This window comes from Pseudomonas sp. Irchel 3E13, assembly GCF_900187455.1.
GTDB lineage: Bacteria > Pseudomonadota > Gammaproteobacteria > Pseudomonadales > Pseudomonadaceae > Aquipseudomonas.
In genome coordinates this window covers 142623-161220 of sequence record NZ_FYDX01000005.1, presented here as the reverse complement: position 1 = coordinate 161220, position 18598 = coordinate 142623, and the positions used below count along the sequence as shown (strand labels likewise).

Here is an 18598-nt window from a genome sequence, read left to right as displayed (position 1 = left end):
GGAAAGACACCAGCAGGCCAGAAGATTTTCTGCCAAACCAGCATCATTTCAAAAGCAGGGAGTCTACCAGCGTTCTGATCGATTACAAGACTTGTCCCGAGTCACCCCCGCCGTGCCGACGCCTCTTTCCATGATTTCCATTATCTGGTGACAAGAAAGCAACACTTATCAGGTACCACATCAAAACAGACGCCACGCCCACCACCACGCCTAGCAAGCTCCCCACGACAACTACAAGGACGCCGCTAGGCAAAATGGACCGATCAGGAACCCCAATAGCACCATCCTGACGATAAACAGCAATGGTCGACGGTAAGATTTTCAGCGCACTGTAAAACTCAAGCTCTACTTGGCGCTCACGCAAACCGTCAATGAACGGATCATCAGAGGCCCTCGCCTCAAGACTTTCAATCTCCGCCCCCAGCGCATCACTACCCCGCATGTAACTCAAAACTCCTACCCGCCCCGGTGATAGTTCCGCCGCCACCTCCCCGGAAAGAGCCAGAGGCCTATGCAGACCTATCGACCTAGCTACCGCAAGCGCCTCACGCAAACGAGCCTCACGATCTTCACGCTTCCTCTTGGCTGTCTCGCGCTCCGCAGTGATCTCCCGCCGCAGATTTTCTGCCCTGGTGGACGCATCACTTCTTACGTTCTCCAAAACCTCAGCCTTGGCAGCGACTTCCGCCATTTCGATGTATTGCTTGACCCACAAAGCGGCCTGCTCAGGATCGGGCAGTTTCACCGACACAGAATAACGGGCAGGCGACTTACTTAGCTGAACGACCTGTAGTAGCCGCGCAAAGCCTCTATAAAGATCCTCCACAGCCCCCCTGCGTTGCACCTCGGACAATTGCGGCAGGTATACTGACTCAAAGAATTTCCGACGCTGCGACTCGGACAACAGGTGATGAACATAGATTTCATAAACATCACCAGTCGTCAGAAGGGGCAACCCCGACTCCCCTCCCCGCCCATAGTTAAGCTGGGAAATATTCTCTTGAGCGGGCGCCTCGACAATGGCTTTTGCTTCATACACAGGCACTCTAACAACAATATAAAACAAAGAGAGAGCCACAGCTAAAAATACTATTACAAACACAACAGCCCGTTGCTTCCACAGCAATTCAAGCATAGCCAGCAAATCAATTTCATGATCTTTATCACGACACTCACGGTCATTGCGCATTTACTGTAATTCCCCTTGAGCCCGCCTAACAATCATCAACAACCGTCCATTACACACCTATCAAACACCAACCCTTGACCTCCTGTCCGACAACCGTTCTAACAGAAACAAAACATAGCACAGGGCCAGTCACACCCATCACGTTCTATATCCACAAGAATAATCTGATCATCCAAAAGCAAATATAGAGTGGCGTACTGAAAGAGAAGTTCCTGCCCTCTCTTCCAAGCGCAGTCCACCACCAATCATTCAGAAACTGGGTAGCAGGCTCCAAATGCTCCCGACGCTTATCCCAACCCCTCTTTCGCAATTGAACTGCGCACCTTTTGGTGCCATGCTCAACACTTTATAGACCACCTGGGACCTCGATCCTCGCGACCCCCTCTTGCCCCGCCCTACGTCGCCTCAACGCAGCAGCCAACGCCTGCTTCGCCGAAGCCTCACCATGAACCAAAACGATCCTGTCCGGCCATCGAGGTATGCCCGCCACAAACTCCACCAACCCAGCCTGATCGGCATGAGCCGAGTATCCACCGACCGTGGTGACCTTGGCCTTGATTTCGCGCATCTCCCCATCAAGGTCAACCATCACAAAGCCCTCAGCCCCCTCGCTTGCCTGAATGACCGCACCAGGCGTGCCCCGTGCCTGATAACCAGTGAACACAACCTCATGCCTTGAGTCGCCAAGCATGGCCTTCAGGTAATTGACGATTCGACCACTCGTGCACATGCCATTACCCGCAATCACGATCGCCGGCCGGCCGGTACTGCCAAGGTAGTTGACCACCTGCTGATGCTGTTGATGGCTGTCTATGCTGCTCAACTGACGGAAACTAAAGGGGCAACGCCCTTGTGCCAGACGCTGGCGAGCGTCTTCATTCCAGTACAAACCCAGATCGCGATAAATCTGAGTAAGCCGGCCGGCCAATGGCGAGTCGAGGATCACCGGCAACTGTGGCCAGTCGATCAATTGAGTGGAGGATGCCGTCTGCCCGGCTCCGGCATCCGGTATCAGAAGAGCCTTGTCGTGCAGGATGCCCTCAAGCTCGAAGAGCAACTCCTGCGTGCGCCCGATACTGAATGAAGGGATCAACACCGTACCGCGGTCAACAAGTGCACGCTCTATAACCTGTTCCAGACGCCGCCGACGGGTGCCACTTCCTGCATGCAAGCGATCACCGTAGGTACTTTCGAGCACCAGGATATCTGCACGCTCCGGCGAATGGGGTTGACGCAACAAAGCACTGTTTCCCGCACCCAGGTCACCCGAAAACACCACGCGACAATCCGATTCCAGCTGCGCCCCCTGGATATCGAACTCAACATAGGCTGAACCCAGCAAGTGCCCCGCACGCTGCAGCCGCACCCGACAACTCGACAACGAAACGCCAGCAACGTCGTGCCATTCATCGAAAGCCAAAGGGGTAGTGGCAACACTCAGGAGGCGCAGGCAGCGCTCGATAGCATCCGGCGACCAACGTCCGGAAACCTTCATAGCATCTTCAAGCACGACAGGAAGCAGTTTCGCAGAGGGCACGCTGCAGAGAATCGGCCCGCGATAGCCTGCGGCCAATAGGTCAGGGATGCGTCCCACGTGATCCAGATGGACGTGGGTCACCACCAGGGCCTTCAAACGTTCAACAGGGAAATCAATCACCGGGTACGGCTGTGTAGATGCTTCCACACCCTGAAACAGCCCACAGTCAATCAGCACGCTGCATTGCGCATCAAGATGAAGCTGATGACACGAGCCTGTGACACCCCGCGTGGCCCCGTGATGGGTAATGATGGGGAAAACCATGCTGCCTGCACTCCTTGGACCAGGAGCAGCATTACCCCACATCTAACTCGGAGCCATCAGCAGGAAAATTCCGTAGAGGCTGTAGGAGTCGTCTGGATTACAAGGTTTTTGTAAACCCTGAAGTCCAATGAAGGCTCAGCTCAGACCACGCCTGGCCTTGAGAACGATAAGGCCACCCAACAACGGGCCAACGGCCAGACCGGCAACAAGCGCAGCCAACACAAGTGCCGCGACAGGAACAGCTGGTGCAGTCCAACCAAAAAATACCAAAACTACAGACTGCTGGTTTTCCAGGACAAAGAATAAAGCCAGCGCCGCCAGCGAGATCACAAATAGCACCAACAAAAGGCGCCTGATATTGCGCATGATCACATCCTCTTGCACAGATCAGTCTTCAGGAAGCTCATCTTCTTCATTGACTCTATCGCGCAGCTCCTTGCCAGGCTTGAAATGCGGCACGAATTTTCCGTCAAGGCTGACAGATTGCCCAGTCTTGGGATTGCGCCCCACGCGAGGAGCGCGATAGTGCAGCGAGAAGCTACCAAAGCCCCGGATCTCAATACGGTCGCCAGTAGCGAGGCACTGGGACATCTGCTCAAGCATGGTCTTGATGGCCAGCTCAACATCCTTCGATGAGAGCAGCCCCTGATGGGTGACAATACGTTCGATAAGCTCCGACTTCGTCATCTTTTTCCCTTCTGTATCAAGCAGCTAGGTCATTGCCTCCATTGGTTTTAGCATGGGCTGATGAATTTGAACAGTCCGGTTATTGACTTAAGAAAAAAATCCAGAATTGGATGATACCGCTTCACGCTGAAAGCCCCATATCTACAGGGTGTCGCGACTAAACAGCTGAAATAGCAGGCATAAAAAAAGGCGACCGAAGTCGCCTTTTTTTGATCAAGCAGAACTTAGTTCTGTTTGGCCATTTCCGCGCGCAGCAGGTCACCCAGGGTAGCGCCAGCGGCTTCTGGAGCCTTGGCGATTTGCTGGATAGCCTCTTTCTCTTCTTCAACGTCTTTCGACTTGATGGAGAGGTTGATTACGCGGCTCTTGCGGTCAACGCTGATGATCTTGGCTTCGATCTCTTCGCCTTCCTTCAGGACGTTACGCGCGTCTTCAACGCGGTCACGGCTGATTTCGGAAGCTTTCAGAGTAGCTTCGATATCGTCGGCCAGAGTGATGATGGCGCCTTTGGCGTCAACTTCTTTCACAGTGCCCTTGACGATAGCGCCCTTGTCGTTGACAGCAACGTAGTTGGAGAACGGATCGTCCTCCAGCTGCTTGATGCCCAGGGAGATGCGCTCGCGCTCTGGGTCAACCGACAGAATGACGGTTTCCAGCTCGTCGCCCTTCTTGAAGCGACGTACGGCTTCTTCGCCGACTTCGTTCCAGGAGATGTCCGACAGGTGAACCAGACCGTCGATGCCGCCGTCCAGACCAATGAAGATACCGAAATCGGTGATCGACTTGATGGTGCCGGAGATCTTGTCGCCCTTGTTGAACTGGCCAGAGAAGTCTTCCCATGGGTTCGACTTGCACTGTTTGATGCCCAGGGAGATACGACGACGCTCTTCGTCGATGTCCAGAACCATGACTTCCACTTCGTCGCCAACTTGAACGACTTTCGACGGGTGGATGTTCTTGTTGGTCCAGTCCATTTCGGAAACGTGTACCAGGCCTTCAACGCCTTCTTCCAGCTCAGCGAAGCAGCCGTAATCGGTCAGGTTGGTAACGCGCGCCATAACGCGGGTGCTCTCTGGGTAACGTGCCTTGATAGCAACCCATGGGTCTTCGCCCAGTTGCTTCAGGCCCAGGGATACGCGGTTACGCTCGCGATCGTATTTCAGAACCTTGACATCGATCTCGTCGCCAACGTTGACGATTTCCGACGGATGCTTGATACGCTTCCAGGCCATGTCGGTGATGTGCAGCAGGCCATCGACGCCGCCCAGATCCACGAATGCACCGTAGTCGGTGAGGTTCTTGACGATACCTTTGACTTGCTGGCCTTCCTGCAGCGATTCCAGCAGAGCTTCGCGCTCGGCGCTGTTTTCGGCTTCCAGGACACTGCGACGGGAAACGACAACGTTGTTGCGCTTCTGGTCCAGCTTGATGACCTTGAATTCCAGCTCTTTGCCTTCGAGGTGGGTGGTGTCGCGCACTGGGCGGACATCAACCAGGGAGCCCGGCAGGAACGCACGGATACCGTTAACGTCGACAGTGAAGCCGCCTTTAACCTTACCGTTGATAACGCCCTTGACCACTTCTTCGGCGGCGAAAGCTGCTTCCAGAACAATCCAGCACTCGGCGCGCTTGGCTTTTTCACGGGACAGTTTGGTTTCGCCAAAGCCGTCTTCCACCGCGTCCAGCGCAACGTGAACTTCGTCACCGACCTTGATGGTCAGCTCGCCAGCTTCGTTGTAGAACTGCTCGAGCGGGATGACGCCCTCGGACTTCAGACCAGCGTGGACAGTAACCCAGTCACCGTCGATATCGACAACGATACCGGTGATGATCGCACCTGGTTGAAGGTTGAGGGTTTTCAGGCTTTCTTCAAAGAGTTCTGCAAAGCTTTCGCTCATTTTAATTCCTGTAGATTCGGGCGATAAATCCGCCCATCAGCCACATTCCAGACAATGTGGGTTTCGTTCATAGTAAGGGTCGTCTGCAGGACGTTGACTGGGTAATCCTGCAGCCTCCCTGGTCATCCGGTGATGTCGCGCAGCGCGACTTCACTCAAGATGCGTTCCAGCACCTGCTCGATGGACAATTCAGTGGAATCCAGCTGAATTGCGTCGGCGGCGGGCTTGAGCGGAGCCACCGAACGCTGGGTGTCGCGCTCATCGCGCGCACGTATCTCATCTAGCAGACTCGACAGACTAACATCATCGCCTTTTGCCTTCAACTGGAGGTAACGGCGACGAGCCCGCTCTTCGGCGCTGGCTGTCAGAAAAATCTTAAGCGGTGCATCCGCAAAAACGACCGTACCCATATCCCGACCATCGGCAATCAGGCCCGGCATTTCACGGAAGGCTCGCTGCCGCTGCAGCAGCGCCTCACGCACCGCCGGCAGCGCGGCAACCTGCGACGCCCCGGCGCCGATCTGCTCGTTGCGGATGTCATTGGTGACGTCGTCGCCTTCGAGAATGATCCGCTGCAACTGACCCTCTTCCGCAGCCAGGAACTGCACATCCAGATGAGCGGCGAGCGCCTTCAGCAGTTCCTCATTGGTCAGGTCAACACCATGATTTCTCGCGGCGAAGGCCAACAAGCGATACAAGGCGCCGGAATCGAGCAGATTCCAGCCCAGGCGCCGGGCCAGCAGGCCAGCTATCGTGCCTTTGCCCGAGCCGCTCGGTCCGTCAATGGTGATGACTGGTGCGTGCGTGCTCACGACTTGCCCTCTTCAGCAACGCGAATACCCACTTGCGCACAAAGTGCGAGGAAGTTAGGGAAAGAAGTAGCGACGTTGGCACAATCGTGGATACGAATCGGCGCATTGGCACGCAACGAAGCCACGCTGAAGGCCATGGAAATACGGTGGTCGCCGTGCCCATGCACTTCACCGCCACCAATCTGGCCGCCGTCGATGATAATGCCGTCCGCAGTCGGCTCACATTTCACGCCCAGGGCCAACAGGCCGTCGGCCATGACCTGGATCCGGTCGGACTCCTTGACCCGCAGTTCTTCAGCACCGCGCAGCACGGTACGCCCTTCGGCACAGGCGGCAGCGACGAACAGCACCGGGAATTCATCGATGGCCAACGGCACCAGATCCTCAGGGATATCGATACCCTTGAGTTTCGCACCGCGAACACGCAAGTCAGCAACCGGTTCGCCACCCACTTCACGCTGGTTCTCGAGGGTGATGTCGCCCCCCATCAGACGCAGGATGTCGATTACACCGGTACGGGTCGGGTTGATGCCGACATGCTCCAGCACCAGCTCCGAGCCCTCGGCGATCGACGCCGCTACCAGGAAGAAGGCCGCCGAGGAGATGTCCGCCGGCACTTCGATATGCGTGGCGGTCAATTTTCCGCCAGACACCAGCGACGCAGTCGGCCCATCAACATTCACGTCATAACCGAAGCCGCGCAGCATGCGTTCGGTGTGATCGCGGGTCGGCGCAGGCTCGGTAACGGTGGTCTTGCCTTCGGCATACAGGCCGGCCAGCAGCAGACAGGATTTCACCTGGGCACTGGCCATCGGCAGGGTGTAGGTCAGCGCCTTGAGCGTGTGACCGCCACGAATGGTCATCGGCGGACGGCCTTCAGCCGCGGTCTCGATCACCGCGCCCATTTCCCGCAGTGGGTTGGCCACACGGTTCATCGGACGCTTGGACAGCGAGGCATCGCCGGTCAGCACGGTGTCGAACTTCTGCGCGGCCAACAGACCCGACAGCAAACGCATCGAGGTGCCAGAGTTACCCAGGTAGATCGGGCCAGGCGGCGGCTTGAGGCCATTGAGGCCCACACCGTGAATCGTGACGCGACCGTGGTGCGGACCTTCGATCACCACACCCATGTCACGGAAGGCCTGCAGGGTCGCCAGAGCATCTTCGCCTTCGAGGAAGCCCTCCACCTCGGTGGTGCCCTCCGCCAGGGAGCCGAGCATGATCGAGCGATGGGAAATCGATTTGTCGCCTGGGACGCGAATGCGCCCGGACAGGCGGCCGCCAGGTTGTGCCAGGAAAATCAGGTCGTTGGAATTCATAGCGTCCACATAGGCCCGACGGGCCAGGATTTTACTGAAATGCTCGCGGGCAACCCGGGCGCGCGTGAATACGCCCAACAACTGGTGCCCATCCCCTGCATCGACCGCGTCGCGCAAGGCGTCGAGATCGCTGCGAAATGTATCCAGTGTGCGCAGAACAGCCTCGCGATTGGCGAGGAATATGTCGTGCCACATGACCGGGTCGCTTCCCGCGATTCTCGTGAAATCGCGAAAACCACCGGCAGCGTAACGGAAGATATCCAGGTTTTCATTGCGCTTGGCCAAGGAATCGACCAGACCGAAGGCCAGCAGATGCGGCAAGTGACTAGTGGCGGCAAGCACTTCGTCGTGCCGCTCGACCTGCATGTGCTCGACATCGGCCTCCAGTGCGCGCCACAGCCGGTCAACCACGGCAAGTGCGAGCGGATCGGTTTCCGCCAGCGGCGTGAGAATGACCTTGTGACGGCGGAACAGCGTGGAATTGGAAGCTTCCACCCCGCTCTGCTCGGACCCGGCAATCGGGTGGCCCGGCACGAACCGCGACAAACGACCGGCCATCGCCTCGCGCGCCGCGCGCACGACATTGCCCTTGGCGCTGCCCACATCGGTCAGTACGGCCGACCCAAGATCCATCCCAGCCAAACGTGCCAGGAGCTTTTCCATGGCAAGGATCGGGACCGCCAACTGGATGACGTCGGCACCGACGCAGGCAGCCTCGAGGTCTTCCTCGCAACGGTCAACCACGCCCAGCTCAACCGCCAGCTTGCGCGATTGCGGATCCAGGTCGACACCGACCACCTCGCGGCACAGACCGCTTTCGCGCAGGCCCTTGGCGAAAGATCCGCCAATCAGCCCCAGGCCCACCACCACCAGGCGGCCGACGAGTGGCCCGCCCTGTTGCGTTTCAACTTCAATCACGGCGCAGGACCCTGTTCAAAACATCATGCATTAACGCGCCTCAGAGTACTGCTTTCGGGTACGAGCCCAGCACTTTCAGGGCCACCGCCTCCTGACTGATCTTCTCCAGCACGGCCTTGATCAGCGGATCGCGATGATGGCCAACGAAATCAATGAAGAAGACGTAGGTCCATTTACCGCTGCGGGACGGACGCGTCTCGATGCGCGTCAGGTCGATACCGTTTTCATGGAACGGCACCAGCAGTTCGTGCAGGGCACCCGGCTTGTTGCTCATGGAAACGATGATCGAGGTCTTGTCGTCGCCAGTCGGCGGCACTTCCTGGCTGCCAATCATCAGGAACCGGGTGGAGTTGTCCGGACGGTCCTCGATTTTCTCGGCCAGGCGCGTCAGACCATACAGGCCTGCGGCCATGTCACCGGCGATGGCGGCAGAGTTCCACTCACCCTTGACCCGCTTGGCAGCCTCGGCATTGCTCGATACCGCGACGCGCTCGACGTTCGGGTAGTGAGCGTCGAGCCACTTGCGGCACTGGGCCAGCGACTGAGCGTGGGAATAGATGCGGCTGATGCTGTCGGTCTTGGTGTTCTCGCCCACCAGCAGGTGGTGGTGAATACGCAATTCGACTTCGCCACAGATAACCATGTCGTGCTCGAGGAAGCTGTCGAGGGTGTGGTTGACCGCACCTTCGGTGGAATTTTCCACCGGCACCACGCCGAAGTTCACCGCGCCGGCGGCAACTTCACGGAACACTTCGTCGATCGCCGCCATTGGCTTGCTGATCACCGCGTGACCGAAATGCTTCATCGCAGCGGCCTGGGTGAACGTACCCTCAGGGCCGAGATAAGCGACTTTCAGCGGCTGCTCCAGCGCCAGGCAGGAGGACATGATTTCGCGGAACAGGCGGGCCATTTCTTCATTGCCCAACGGCCCCGGGTTGCGATCCATGACGCGCTTGAGCACCTGCGCCTCGCGCTCGGGCCGGTAGAATACCGGCACCTCGCCTTCAGCCAGGGAACCCATCTTGACCCGTGCGACTTCTTGCGCACAACGGGCACGATCACTGATCAGTTCGAGGATTTTCTCGTCGAGACTGTCAATGCGCACCCGCAGCGCCTTGAGTTCCTGTTCCGACATCAGGAATGTTCCTTCTCGAATTCAGCCATGTAGGCAACCAACGCTTCTACCGCTTCCAGCCCCAGGGCGTTGTAGATCGAAGCGCGCATGCCGCCCACGGAGCGGTGACCCTTGAGGTTGAGCAGGCCGCGCTCGTCGGCACCGGCAAGGAACGCCTTGTCCAGGCGCTCGTCCGCCAGGCGGAACGGCACGTTCATCCACGAGCGGGCGTTCAGGCTGATCGGGTTGGTATAGAAATCGCTCTTGTCGATGAAGCCGTACAGGCGATCTTTCTTCGCCCGGTTGCGTTGCTCCATCGCCGCGACACCGCCCTGCTCTTTCAGCCACTCGAAGACCAGGCCTGAGAGATACCAGGAGTAGGTTGCAGGCGTGTTGTACATCGAGCCGTTGTCGGCTGCGACTTTGTAATCGAGCATGGTCGGGCAGGCGCTGCGCGCGCGACCCAGCAGGTCTTCACGCACGATCACGACTACCAGGCCGCTCGGACCGATGTTCTTCTGCGCACCGGCGTAGATCATGCCGAACTGCGAAACATCGATGCCACGGGAAAGGATGTCCGAAGACATGTCGACCACCAGTGGAACGTCACCGGTTTGCGGAACCCAGTCGAACTGCAGGCCACCGATGGTTTCATTGGAGGCGTAGTGCAGGTACGCAGCGCCTGGGGTCAGCGTCCACTCGTTCTGGCCTGGGATGTTCAGGTAGTCGTAGGGCTTGGCCGAGGCGGCGACATTGACGTTGCCGAAGCGACGCGCTTCCTCGATGGCCTTTTTCGACCAGATACCGGTTTCCACGTAGTCGGCGGTGCCGTTCTCGGGCAACAGGTTCAGCGGAATCTCGGCGAACTGCTGGCTGGCACCGCCCTGGAGGAACAGCACCTTGTAGTTGGAGGGGATGGACAGCAGGTCACGCAGGTCCTGCTCGGCCTTTTCGGCGATGGCCACGTAGTCGTCGCTACGATGGCTCATTTCCATCACGGACAGGCCTTTGCCGTTCCAGTCCAGCATTTCGGCCTGGGCGCGCTGCAGAACAGCATCAGGGAGCGCAGCGGGGCCTGCGCAGAAGTTAAAGGCTCGTTTGCTCACATCCACTCTCGCTCTGCTCAAGATAACGAGGAAGCGGGGCCTTGCCCCGCTTCCTTAAGGTTACGCGTCTACAACTCAGTCCTGTGGCGCCTCTTCGTCAGCGGCGGCATCCGGCTGCTGCCCGTCGGGAGCGTCGATATCCGCCTCGCCATCAACATCCGCTTCGGCGTCGATTGCCAGCTCATCGTCGTCCTCGGACGGCTCCTGAACCCGCTCCAGACCTACCAGGGTCTCGTCGCTGGCCAGCTTGATGAGCGTCACGCCCTGGGTGTTACGACCCAGGCTCGACACTTCACCTACCCGCGTACGTACCAGGGTGCCCTGGTCGGAAATCAGCATGATTTCCTCGCCTTCCTGCACCTGCACCGCGCCGACCAGACGGCCGTTACGCTCGTTGCTGACCATGGCGATCACGCCCTGGCCGCCACGCTTGTACTCGGGGAACTCGCCGATCGCGGTGCGCTTGCCAAAGCCGCGCTCGGAGGCGGTCAGGATCTGGCTGCCCTCTTCCGGAATGATCATCGAGATCAGTTTCTGGCCTTCGTTCAGGCGCATGCCGCGAACACCGCGGGCGGTACGGCCCATGGCTCGGACATCGGATTCCTTGAAGCGGGTCACCTTGCCGGCGTCGGAGAACAGCATGACCTCACGCTCGCCATCGGTGATCGCGGCGGAAATCAGGATGTCGCCTTCGTCCAGTTCCAGAGCGATCAGACCGACGCTGCGCTGACGGCTGAACTGCTCCAGCGGGGTCTTCTTCACGGTGCCGTTGGCGGTAGCCATGAAGATGTAGTGACCCTCGGTGTATTCCTCCACCGGCAGCATGGTGGTGATGTGCTCGCCCTCGCCCAGCGGCAGCAGGTTCACCAGCGGCCGGCCGCGAGCGGCGCGGGATGCTTCCGGAATCTCGTAGGTCTTGAGCCAGTACACCTTGCCCTTGCTGGAGAACAGCAGCAGCGTGGTGTGGCTGTTGGCGACCAGCAGGTGGGAAATGTAGTCCTCGTCCTTGACGCCGGTAGCCGACTTGCCTTTACCGCCACGACGCTGCGCCTGATAGGCAGCCAGCGGCTGAGTCTTGGCATAGCCGCTGTGGGAGATGGTCACCACGCGCTCTTCTTCCGGGATCATGTCGCCGAGGGTCAGGTCCAGGCGGGCATCGAGGATTTCGGTGCGGCGCACATCGCCATATTCGGCCCGGATCAGTTCCAGTTCTTCGCGGATCACTTCCATCAGGCGCTCGGCGCTGCTGAGGATGCGGATCAGTTCGCCGATCTGGTTGAGGATTTCCTGGTACTCGGCCAGCAGCTTCTCGTGCTCCAGACCGGTGAGGCGGTGCAGGCGCAGGTCGAGAATGGCCTGAGCCTGTTCTGGCGACAGGAAGTACTTGCCGTCGCGCAGACCGAACTGCGCATCGAGGGTCTCGGGACGGCAGGAGTCGGCGCCAGCGCGCTCGACCATGACCTGCACGGCACTGGATTCCCACGGCGTGCTGATCAGCGCTTCCTTGGCCTCGGAAGGCGTAGGCGAAGCCTTGATCAGGGCGATGACCGGGTCGATGTTGGACAGCGCAACCGCCTGGCCTTCGAGGATGTGCCCGCGCTCACGCGCCTTGCGCAGCTCGAACACGGTACGACGGGTCACCACTTCGCGGCGGTGACGGACGAAAGCTTCGAGCAGGTCCTTGAGGTTGAGCAGGCGCGGACGGCCGTCGATCAGGGCGACGATGTTGATGCCGAATACGCTTTGCAGCTGGGTCTGGGCGTAGAGGTTGTTGAGGATGACCTCCGGAACCTCGCCACGACGCAGCTCGATCACGATGCGCATACCGTCCTTGTCGGACTCGTCGCGCAGTTCGGTGATGCCTTCGAGTTTCTTTTCCTTGACCAGTTCGGCGATCTTTTCGATCAGACGCGCCTTGTTCAACTGGTAAGGCAGCTCGGTAACCACGATCTGCTGGCGGCCACCGACCTTGTCGATATCTTCGATGGTGGAGCGGGCGCGCATGTAGATGCGGCCGCGACCGGTACGGTAGGCCTCGATGATGCCCTGGCGACCGTTGATGATGGCGGCGGTCGGGAAGTCTGGCCCCGGGATGAACTGCATCAGCTCATCGATGGTGATTTCCGGGTTGTCGATCAGCGCCAGGCAGCCATCGATGACCTCACCGAGGTGGTGCGGCGGGATGTTGGTGGCCATGCCCACGGCGATACCGCTGGAACCGTTGACCAGCAGGTTGGGAATCCGGGTCGGCATGACCGCCGGAATCAGCTCGGTGCCGTCGTAGTTCGGCACCCAGTCCACGGTTTCCTTGTGCAGGTCGGCCAGCAGCTCGTGGGCCAGCTTGGTCATGCGCACTTCGGTGTAACGCATCGCTGCGGCGTTGTCGCCATCGACCGAACCGAAGTTGCCCTGGCCATCGACCAGCAGGTAACGCAGGGAGAAAGGCTGAGCCATGCGCACGATGGTGTCGTACACGGCCGTATCACCGTGCGGGTGATACTTACCGATGACATCACCGACCACACGGGCGGATTTCTTGTACGGTTTGTTCCAGTCGTTACCCAGTTCACTCATCGCAAACAGAACGCGACGATGCACGGGCTTCAAGCCATCACGCGCATCGGGCAGTGCACGCCCGACAATGACGCTCATCGCGTAGTCGAGGTAGGACTGTCTCAGTTCGTCTTCGATATTGACCGGGAGGATTTCTTTGGCCAGTTCGCCCATGAGAAGCCTGATTCCTTTTTCTGGTGAAACTTCGTCACATCCATATGGGGAGAAACGAAGCTCGCCGCCACGGAGGAGTTCCTCCGCAACGACTTACGACAAATCAACGAGTTAAAGCATGGATCTGCGTAGTAAAGACGGCCCCTGTGGGCGGTCTTGGAAACCGCCGGATGTTATCACAGTCGCCGGGGGCATGGGAGTATGGCAAAGCGCCGCCCGGCTTGAAGGAAAACGTCCCGACCACCACCCGCACAGGGAGGATCAGTGCAGGCGTTTGCGACACATCAACTGGGCCAGCTTGGCGGTATCGGGACGCTCGACGATGCCCTTCTCGGTCACGATCACGTCGATCAGGTCCGCAGGGGTCACATCGAACACCGGGTTGAAGGCGTCGACATCCGGCCCGATCCGATGACCGGCAACTTCCAGCAACTCGGCGCCGTCGCGTTCTTCCAGCGGTATCTCGTCACCGCTGGCCAGCGCGAGGTCGATGGTCGAACTCGGTGCCACCACCATGAACCGCACGCCGTGGTGCATGGCGTTGACCGCCAGCTGGTAGGTGCCGATCTTGTTCGCCACGTCGCCATTGGCGGCGATCCGGTCAGCGCCGACGATCACCCAGGTAATGCCCTTGATCTTCATCAAATGCGCCGCCGCCGAGTCGGCATTGATGGTGACCGGGATGCCTTCGTTGGCCAGCTCCCAGGCCGTCAGCCGGGTGCCTTGCAGCCAGGGCCGGGTTTCACCGACGTAGACGTGTTCGATCATGCCGTCGAGCCAGGCGCCGCGAATCACCCCGAGCGCGGTACCGAAACCGCCGGTCGCCAGTGCGCCGGTGTTGCAGTGGGTCAGCACGGCCTGCTCGCTACCCTGGTACTTGCGGATCAGCTCCATGCCCAACTGGGCCATGTTCAGGTTGGCTTCACGGTCGCTTTCATGAATGGCCAGCGCCTCGGCTTCCAGCACCTGCGACGGATCGTCGCCGTCCTTGAGGCGTTGCAGCCGATCACGCATGCGGCTCAGCGCCCAGGCCAGGTTGCCGCCAGTAGGTCGCGATTCACCCAACACGGTGAAATCCGCCTCCAGCGCGGCACGCCAATCGCCGCCGGCAGCCAGGCGCTGACGCAGCCCCAGCAGCAGCCCATAAGCGGCGCTGATGCCGATGGCCGGGGCTCCGCGCACCACCATGGAGCGAATCGCTTCAGCCACGCCAGCCGCATCGGTGTAACTCAACCAGGTTTCCTCGAACGGCAGCGCGCGCTGGTCGAGCAAGTGCAAGGCGCCATCCCGCCAATCGATGGCCCTTACTTTCTCTGCAGCCAGAAGTCGATCGCGCATGCTCACCCCGTCATTCGGACATCAAAAACCGGCGATTATAACGAGCCCCAAGCGCGGACGCTCGGGTATACTTCGCCACCACCCCAGAACCCAGGGAAACCCGCCCCATGCCCAAGCCCCCCGCCCCTCTCGACCTGCTGCTCCTGCCAACCTGGCTGGTGCCCGTCGAACCGGCCGGAGTGGTGTTCAAGGAGTATGCGCTGGGTATCCGCGACGGCCAGATCGCCTTCATCGGCCCGCGTACCGAGCTTGGGCGCTTCAAGGCCGAAGAAGTCCGCGAATTGCCGGGCTGCCTGCTGGCTCCCGGTCTGATCAACGCCCACGGCCACGCGGCGATGACGCTGTTCCGCGGCATGGCCGACGACCTGCCCCTGATGACCTGGCTGCAGGACCATATCTGGCCCGCCGAGGGCCGTTGGGTCGATGAGGCCTTCGTCCGCGACGGCACCGACCTGGCCATCGCCGAACAGCTCAAAGGCGGCATCACCTGCTTCAGCGATATGTACTTTTACCCGAAGATCGCCAGCGAATGCGTGCACGAGAGCGGCATTCGTGCGCAGATCGCCATTCCGCTGCTGGATTTCCCGATCCCCGGCGCGCGCAGTTTCGACGAAGGCCTGAACCTGGGCGTCGAGCTGTTCGGCGACCTGCGCCACCACCCGCGCATCAGCATCGCCTTCGGCCCTCACGCGCCCTACACGGTGAATGACGACAATCTGGAAAAGGTCCGGGTGGTCGCCGAGGAGCTGGATGCGCCAATCCAGATGCACATCCACGAGACCGCCGGCGAAGTCCAGCAATCGCTGGAACAGCGCGGCGAGCGGCCGCTGACACGGCTGGCCCGCCTTGGCCTGCTCGGCCCAAGCCTGCAGGCGGTGCACATGACCCAGGTCAGCGATGAAGACCTGGCTTTGCTGGTAGAAAGCAACACCAGCGTCGTGCACTGCCCGGAATCCAATCTCAAGCTGGCCAGCGGCTTCTGCCCGGTCGAACGGCTGTGGCAGGCGGGGGTAAACGTCGCCATCGGCACCGACGGCGCCGCCAGCAACAACGACCTTGATCTGCTTGGCGAGACGCGCACCGCCGCCCTGCTGGCCAAGGCCGTGGCCGGTTCGGCGAGCGCGCTGGATGTCCACCGCGCCCTGCGCATGGCGACCCTCAATGGCGCCCGCGCCCTTGGCCTGGACACCGTCACCGGCTCCCTGGAAATCGGCAAGGCTGCCGACCTGGTGGCCTTCGACCTTTCCGGCCTGGCGCAACAACCGATTTACGACCCGGTATCGCAACTGATCTATGCCAGCGGCCGCGACTGCGTGAAGCACGTCTGGGTCGCCGGCAAGGCGCTGCTGGAAGACGGCCGACTGACCCGGATGGACGAGCAGGCCCTGCATGCCACCGCCGTCGCCTGGGGCCAGCGGATTGCCGGCCACACCGAATGATTGCCGGCAGCCAGGCTGCCGCACCGAATTTTCACAGCTTCAGAGGACTGTTCCATGAGCAACGTCGACCACGCCGAAATCGCCAAGTTCGAGGCCCTGGCCCATCGCTGGTGGGACCGCGAGAGCGAGTTCAAACCGCTGCACGACATCAACCCGCTGCGGGTCAACTGGATCGATGAGCGGGTCAAGCTCGCCGGCAAGAAAGTGCTGGATGTCGGTTGCGGCGGCGGCATCCTCAGCGAGGCCATGGCCCTGCGCGGCGCCACGGTGACCGGCATCGACATGGGTGAAGCGCCGCTGGCAGTGGCGCAACTGCATCAACTGGAGTCCGGGGTGAACGTCGAGTACCGGCAGTCCACCGCCGAGGCTCTGGCCGAAGAGCTGCCCGAGCAGTTCGACGTAGTCACCTGCCTGGAAATGCTCGAGCACGTGCCGGACCCGTCCTCGGTGATCCGCGCCTGCTTCAAGATGGTCAAGCCCGGCGGCCAGGTGTTCTTCTCCACCATCAACCGCAACCCGAAGGCGTATCTGTTCGCCATCATCGGCGCCGAATACATCATGAAGCTGCTGCCCCGCGGCACCCATGACTTCAAGAAATTCATCCGCCCTTCCGAGCTGGGTGCCTGGAGCCGCGCCGCGGGCCTGAGCGTCAAGGACATCATCGGCCTGACCTACAACCCGCTGACCAAGCACTACAAGCTGGCCGCCGACGTCGACGTCAACTACATGATCCAGACCCTTCGCGAGGAATGAGCATGCGTTTGCGAGCAGTACTTTTCGACATGGACGGCACCCTGCTCGACACGGCGCCGGATTTCATCGCCATCTGCCAGGCGATGCTCGCCGAGCGCGGCCTGCCGGCGATCGACGACAAGCGGATCCGCGACGTGATTTCCGGCGGTGCCCGGGCAATGGTCGCGGCGACGTTCGACATGGACCCCGAGGCGGCTGAATTCGAAGCCCTGCGCCTGGAGTTCCTCGAGCGTTACCAGCGCGACTGCGCGGTGCACAGCAAACTGTTCGACGGCATGGCCGAGCTGCTCGCCGACATCGAGCGCGGCAATCTGCTGTGGGGCGTGGTCACCAACAAACCGGTGCGCTTCGCCGAACCGATCATGCAGCGCCTGGGCCTGGCCGAACGCTCGTCCCTGCTGATCTGCCCGGATCACGTGAAGAACAGCAAGCCCGACCCAGAGCCGCTGATCCTCGCCTGCAAGACCCTCGACCTGGACCCGGCCAGCGTGCTGTTCGTCGGCGACGACCTGCGCGACATCGAGTCCGGCCGGGATGCCGGCACCCGTACCGCCGCAGTGCGCTACGGCTATATTCATCCAGAGGACAACCCCAACAACTGGGGCGCGGATGTGGTGGTCGACCATCCCCTGGAACTGCGCAAGGTGCTCGACAGCGCCCTTTGCAGCTGCTGATCCCCGCACCCATCCGCCAGGCAGGCCGGCCGCGACGCCGGCCTGTTGGCGATTGAAGCCATTCTTTCGAGGCATTCCTCATGTTCGACTATTCCGCTCGCCCTGACCTGCTCAACGGCCGGGTCATCATGGTCACCGGCGCCGGTCGCGGGATCGGCGCGGCTGCAGCCAAGGCCTTTGCTGCCCATGGCGCCACCGTGCTGTTGCTGGGCAAGACCGAAGCCAACCTGAGCGCGGTCTACGACGAAATCGAAGCCGCCGGCCATCCACAACCGGTGGTTATCCCGTTCAACCTGGAAACTGCCCTGCCGCATCAGTACGACGAGCTGGCGGTGATGGTCGAGAACGCTTTCGGCCGTATCGACGGGCTGCTGCACAACGCGTCGATCATTGGCCCGCGTACGCCGCTGGAGCAGTTGTCCGGCGATAACTTCATGCGCGTCATGCACATCAACGTCAACGCGATGTTCATGCTGACCCAGACCCTGCTGCCGCTGCTGAAGCTGTCGGAAGATGCGTCGGTGGTGTTCACCTCCAGCAGCGTCGGCCGCAAGGGCCGCGCCTACTGGGGCGCTTATGGCGTATCGAAGTTCGCCACCGAGGGCCTGATGCAGACCCTGGCGGACGAACTGGAGGGCGTTGCCCCGGTGCGGTCCAACAGCGTGAACCCGGGCGCCACCCGTACCAGCATGCGCGCCCAGGCGTACCCGGCCGAAAACCCGCAGGACAATCCGCTGCCCGAGGCCATCATGCCGGTCTACCTCTACCTGATGGGCCCGGACAGCACCGGGGTCAACGGTCAGGCGTTCAACGCCCAGTAAGC

General features: G+C 60.5%; 15 protein-coding genes. 4 read left to right on the top strand and 11 right to left on the bottom strand.

Translation table 11 applies throughout. From position 1 onward, the window contains the following. Positions 1-82: 82 nt before the first annotated feature. The 11 genes from CKW37_RS09800 to mtnA all read right to left on the bottom strand — a co-directional run bounded on the left by CKW37_RS09800 (position 83) and on the right by mtnA (position 14909). Entirely contained in the window at positions 83-1189 is a 1107-nt protein-coding gene (locus tag CKW37_RS09800; protein ID WP_095155502.1) for a Wzz/FepE/Etk N-terminal domain-containing protein, read from the bottom strand. A 346-nt stretch (positions 1190-1535) separates the two neighbouring features. Next, positions 1536-2990, bottom strand: a complete 1455-nt coding sequence (locus CKW37_RS09795; protein WP_095155501.1) for an MBL fold metallo-hydrolase RNA specificity domain-containing protein — start codon at positions 2988-2990, stop codon at positions 1536-1538. 135 nt (positions 2991-3125) lie between these two features. Continuing rightward, entirely contained in the window at positions 3126-3356 is a 231-nt protein-coding gene (locus tag CKW37_RS09790) for a lipopolysaccharide assembly protein LapA domain-containing protein (RefSeq protein WP_095155500.1), read from the bottom strand. A 21-nt stretch (positions 3357-3377) separates the two neighbouring features. Beyond that, positions 3378-3677, bottom strand: coding sequence for an integration host factor subunit beta (gene ihfB, locus CKW37_RS09785; protein ID WP_095155499.1), 300 nt, complete (start codon positions 3675-3677; stop codon positions 3378-3380). 224 nt (positions 3678-3901) lie between these two features. Then, positions 3902-5575, bottom strand: coding sequence for a 30S ribosomal protein S1 (gene rpsA / locus CKW37_RS09780; protein WP_095155498.1), 1674 nt, complete (start codon positions 5573-5575; stop codon positions 3902-3904). A gap of 122 nt (positions 5576-5697) precedes the next feature. Then, a complete protein-coding gene (gene cmk, locus CKW37_RS09775) occupies positions 5698-6387 on the bottom strand; it encodes a (d)CMP kinase (protein WP_095155497.1) in 690 nt (229 codons plus the stop codon). Beyond that, on the bottom strand, positions 6384-8624 hold the full coding sequence (locus CKW37_RS09770; RefSeq protein ID WP_095155496.1) for a bifunctional prephenate dehydrogenase/3-phosphoshikimate 1-carboxyvinyltransferase: 2241 nt from the start codon (positions 8622-8624) through the stop codon (positions 6384-6386). Before CKW37_RS09770 ends, cmk begins: the two co-directional genes overlap by 4 nt. Before the next feature lie 40 nt (positions 8625-8664). Further along, entirely contained in the window at positions 8665-9759 is a 1095-nt protein-coding gene (gene pheA / locus CKW37_RS09765; RefSeq protein WP_095155495.1) for a prephenate dehydratase, read from the bottom strand. Beyond that, a complete protein-coding gene (gene serC / locus CKW37_RS09760; RefSeq protein ID WP_095155721.1) occupies positions 9759-10844 on the bottom strand; it encodes a 3-phosphoserine/phosphohydroxythreonine transaminase in 1086 nt (361 codons plus the stop codon). Before serC ends, pheA begins: the two co-directional genes overlap by 1 nt. Before the next feature lie 75 nt (positions 10845-10919). After that, positions 10920-13571 carry a DNA gyrase subunit A gene (gene gyrA / locus CKW37_RS09755; RefSeq protein ID WP_095155494.1) on the bottom strand — a complete coding sequence of 884 codons (2652 nt, stop codon included), beginning with the start codon at positions 13569-13571 and terminating at the stop codon, positions 10920-10922. Between the two features lie 261 nt (positions 13572-13832). Then, positions 13833-14909, bottom strand: a complete 1077-nt coding sequence (gene mtnA / locus CKW37_RS09750; protein WP_095155493.1) for an S-methyl-5-thioribose-1-phosphate isomerase — start codon at positions 14907-14909, stop codon at positions 13833-13835. Positions 14910-15016: 107 nt separating this feature from the next. On the opposite strand from mtnA, the gene CKW37_RS09745 reads away from it, so the two are divergent. From CKW37_RS09745 to CKW37_RS09730, 4 genes are all read left to right on the top strand, one after another. After that, entirely contained in the window at positions 15017-16348 is a 1332-nt protein-coding gene (locus tag CKW37_RS09745) for a TRZ/ATZ family hydrolase (RefSeq protein WP_095155492.1), read from the top strand. Between the two features lie 54 nt (positions 16349-16402). Next, positions 16403-17101 carry a bifunctional 2-polyprenyl-6-hydroxyphenol methylase/3-demethylubiquinol 3-O-methyltransferase UbiG gene (gene ubiG, locus CKW37_RS09740; RefSeq protein WP_095155491.1) on the top strand — a complete coding sequence of 233 codons (699 nt, stop codon included), beginning with the start codon at positions 16403-16405 and terminating at the stop codon, positions 17099-17101. A 2-nt stretch (positions 17102-17103) separates the two neighbouring features. Next, positions 17104-17775, top strand: a complete 672-nt coding sequence (gene mupP, locus CKW37_RS09735; RefSeq protein ID WP_095155490.1) for an N-acetylmuramic acid 6-phosphate phosphatase MupP — start codon at positions 17104-17106, stop codon at positions 17773-17775. A gap of 80 nt (positions 17776-17855) precedes the next feature. Next, positions 17856-18596 (top strand): YciK family oxidoreductase, encoded by a 741-nt coding sequence (locus CKW37_RS09730; protein ID WP_095155489.1) that lies wholly within the window; start codon positions 17856-17858, stop codon positions 18594-18596. Positions 18597-18598: the final 2 nt, after the last annotated feature.